This window comes from Nostoc sp. CHAB 5715, assembly GCF_020829685.1.
GTDB lineage: Bacteria > Cyanobacteriota > Cyanobacteriia > Cyanobacteriales > Nostocaceae > Nostoc.
The window spans coordinates 1-2,069 of the sequence record NZ_JAIVFR010001176.1; the positions used below are offsets into that span (position 1 = coordinate 1).

General features: G+C 43.7%; 2 protein-coding genes and 1 pseudogene. 2 read left to right on the forward strand and 1 reads right to left on the reverse strand.

All coding sequences use genetic code 11. The annotated features are described in order from the left end of the window. The first annotated feature begins 125 nt into the window (after positions 1-125). Both LC574_RS37380 and LC574_RS39580 read left to right on the forward strand, forming a co-directional pair. The gene (locus LC574_RS37380; protein ID WP_229458663.1) at positions 126-1,199 is read left to right on the forward strand and encodes an aromatic ring-hydroxylating dioxygenase subunit alpha; all 1,074 of its coding nucleotides are present in this window, start codon (positions 126-128) and stop codon (positions 1,197-1,199) included. 17 nt (positions 1,200-1,216) lie between these two features. Further along, the gene (locus LC574_RS39580) at positions 1,217-1,357 is read left to right on the forward strand and encodes a tyrosine-type recombinase/integrase (RefSeq protein ID WP_368736789.1); all 141 of its coding nucleotides are present in this window, start codon (positions 1,217-1,219) and stop codon (positions 1,355-1,357) included. Between the two features lie 433 nt (positions 1,358-1,790). Here LC574_RS39580 and LC574_RS37390 read toward each other — a convergent pair. After that, positions 1,791-1,907 (reverse strand): annotated as a pseudogene (locus LC574_RS37390) (SDR family NAD(P)-dependent oxidoreductase); the annotation flags it as partial. Positions 1,908-2,069 lie beyond the last annotated feature (162 nt).

The window sequence follows — 2,069 nt, forward strand, 5'->3', positions numbered from 1 at the left end:
GAGGCTTTGAATTCTCCCCATTCCCTTGTAGGGAAGGGGGCTGGGGGGTTAGGTTTGGCGTTAGCTTTTCCACATGACCTGAATTGTCAGAACTATCATTGTGTTAAAGGCAGACGCAATTAGTGATGAAAAATAACGATAACTTTGTATTACGTAATACTTGGTACTATGCTCTGCCTAGTAATCAGATTAAGCCAGGTATGATGATCAGCCGCATTTTCTTGGGAGAACCAGTGCTGCTAGTCCGCAGCCAGGATGGTAAAGTTTCTGCGATGACGGACATTTGTCCCCATCGCGGTGTGCCTTTGAGTTGTGGTAGATTCAATGGGCAAGAAGTGGAATGCTGTTACCACGGTTGGCGCTTTGACCCGGCTGGACGCTGCACTGCAATACCATCTCTTGTAGAGGAACAGCAGATGGATTTGAGGCGCTTTGACGTACATTCCTATGAAATCCGGGAAGCCCAAGGGAATATCTGGATATATATGGCTGATCTTGATAACCCTCAACCTGCTTCTGAGATGGAGATTCCGGTAATTCCAGGGTTTGATGAGCGATCCCTACGGGGGGCTGCGCCAACGCACCAGTTCGTAGAGGTGGTAAAATTCCCTTGTTTTATAGATCATGCGGTAGTGGGTCTGATGGACCCTGCTCATTCACCTTATGTTCATCGCGCTTGGTGGTGGCGAAGTGAGCAACTGCATGAGGAAGTGAAGCAATTCGATGCTTCGCCCTATGGCTTCACAATGCGACGACACCGATTACCAGCAAATGGGGGTCGATTATACTGGCTCATTGGCGGCGGTGTGCCGGAAACGGAGATTTCTTTTCGTTTACCTGGAGTCAGAATAGAAGAAACCACAATTGGCAACCATCGAGTCGTTAATTTAACGGCAGTTACACCTATTTCAGACACGGAAACGGAGGTAACTTTTGCTCTTTACTGGACACTTCCTTGGGTAAGATTTTTCAAGCCACTGTTACATGTGCTGGCGCGGACTTTCATTGGTCAAGACCGAACGGTAGTGGAAAAGCAGCAGATTGGTTTGAAATATAATCCTGTGCTACGGCTGATTAAAGACTCAGATATGCAGGCGCAGTGGTATTACCAGTTGAAGCGGGAGTATGCTCGCTCTGTCGCTGAAGGACGAGAATTTGTGAATCCTGTCAAGGGTCAAATACTCCGCTGGCGTGCTTAAAATTGAGATTTAGGGCATTGGCCTGTGGCTTCTATTTAGCTGGCAAAGGTCATGATACCAGAGCTATACAAGCTTATCTGGGACATAAAAATATTCAGCACACGATTCGCTACACAGAGTTATCTCCAGGTCGTTTCAAGGATTTCTGGACAGATTGAAGTATACCTTACTGCATCCAATCAAGCTAGCTATTGTTGTCTTACTTTAGACATTGGCAAGTGTCGTCAAAGATGTATAGCAGTCCTAAATCATTTGTGAAAATTATATATCTCTTTTTTCTTTCTTCTCTTTGCGTCCTTGGCGTTCTTGGCGGTTCGTTTCCTTATATATATTTTTCACGACTCCTGCAAGGATTGCTATATGACATGGCAGCTTTGTATTATAATTTGTATTACAAAGAATACATAACAAAATCATTGCCATTACAAATGAAAGAAGAAATCCTAAATTCATACAAACTAGAAAAGTTGTAAATAAAGCGTTTTAACTGTTTCTGTTACAAAACTTTACAAAGTGTCCCATTTTGCACGTATCCCGGCTGTACCCCTAATCCAAACTAAATTCTGCAAATTCTCTTTGCCCAAAAGCAACTGCTGCTGTTCTCAGGAGGGCTTTGACTTTTAGCTGTTGCGCCCTCAGATATTGAGCAATTTCTCGACCAACACCGCGACTTGCTCCAGCTAGAAAAATATAAGATGCACTTGTCATAATAAACTTAACTATTTACGCTCAAAGGATTTTATCAGAGGATTGGCAGTATTCAATAATTGCTCAAGCAACTGAGATGCTTCTGGTTGGTGGCGAACATGAGTGTCAATAAACAAACTAATGATTTCACCCATCAGCAAACGGAAGCTTTCTTGGGGTTGG

What these genes read in the sequence shown, in the direction of transcription:
- LC574_RS37380 (WP_229458663.1), top strand. Translation starts at nt 126, where the DNA reads ATGAAAAATAACGATAACTTTGTATTACGTAATACTTGGTACTATGCT.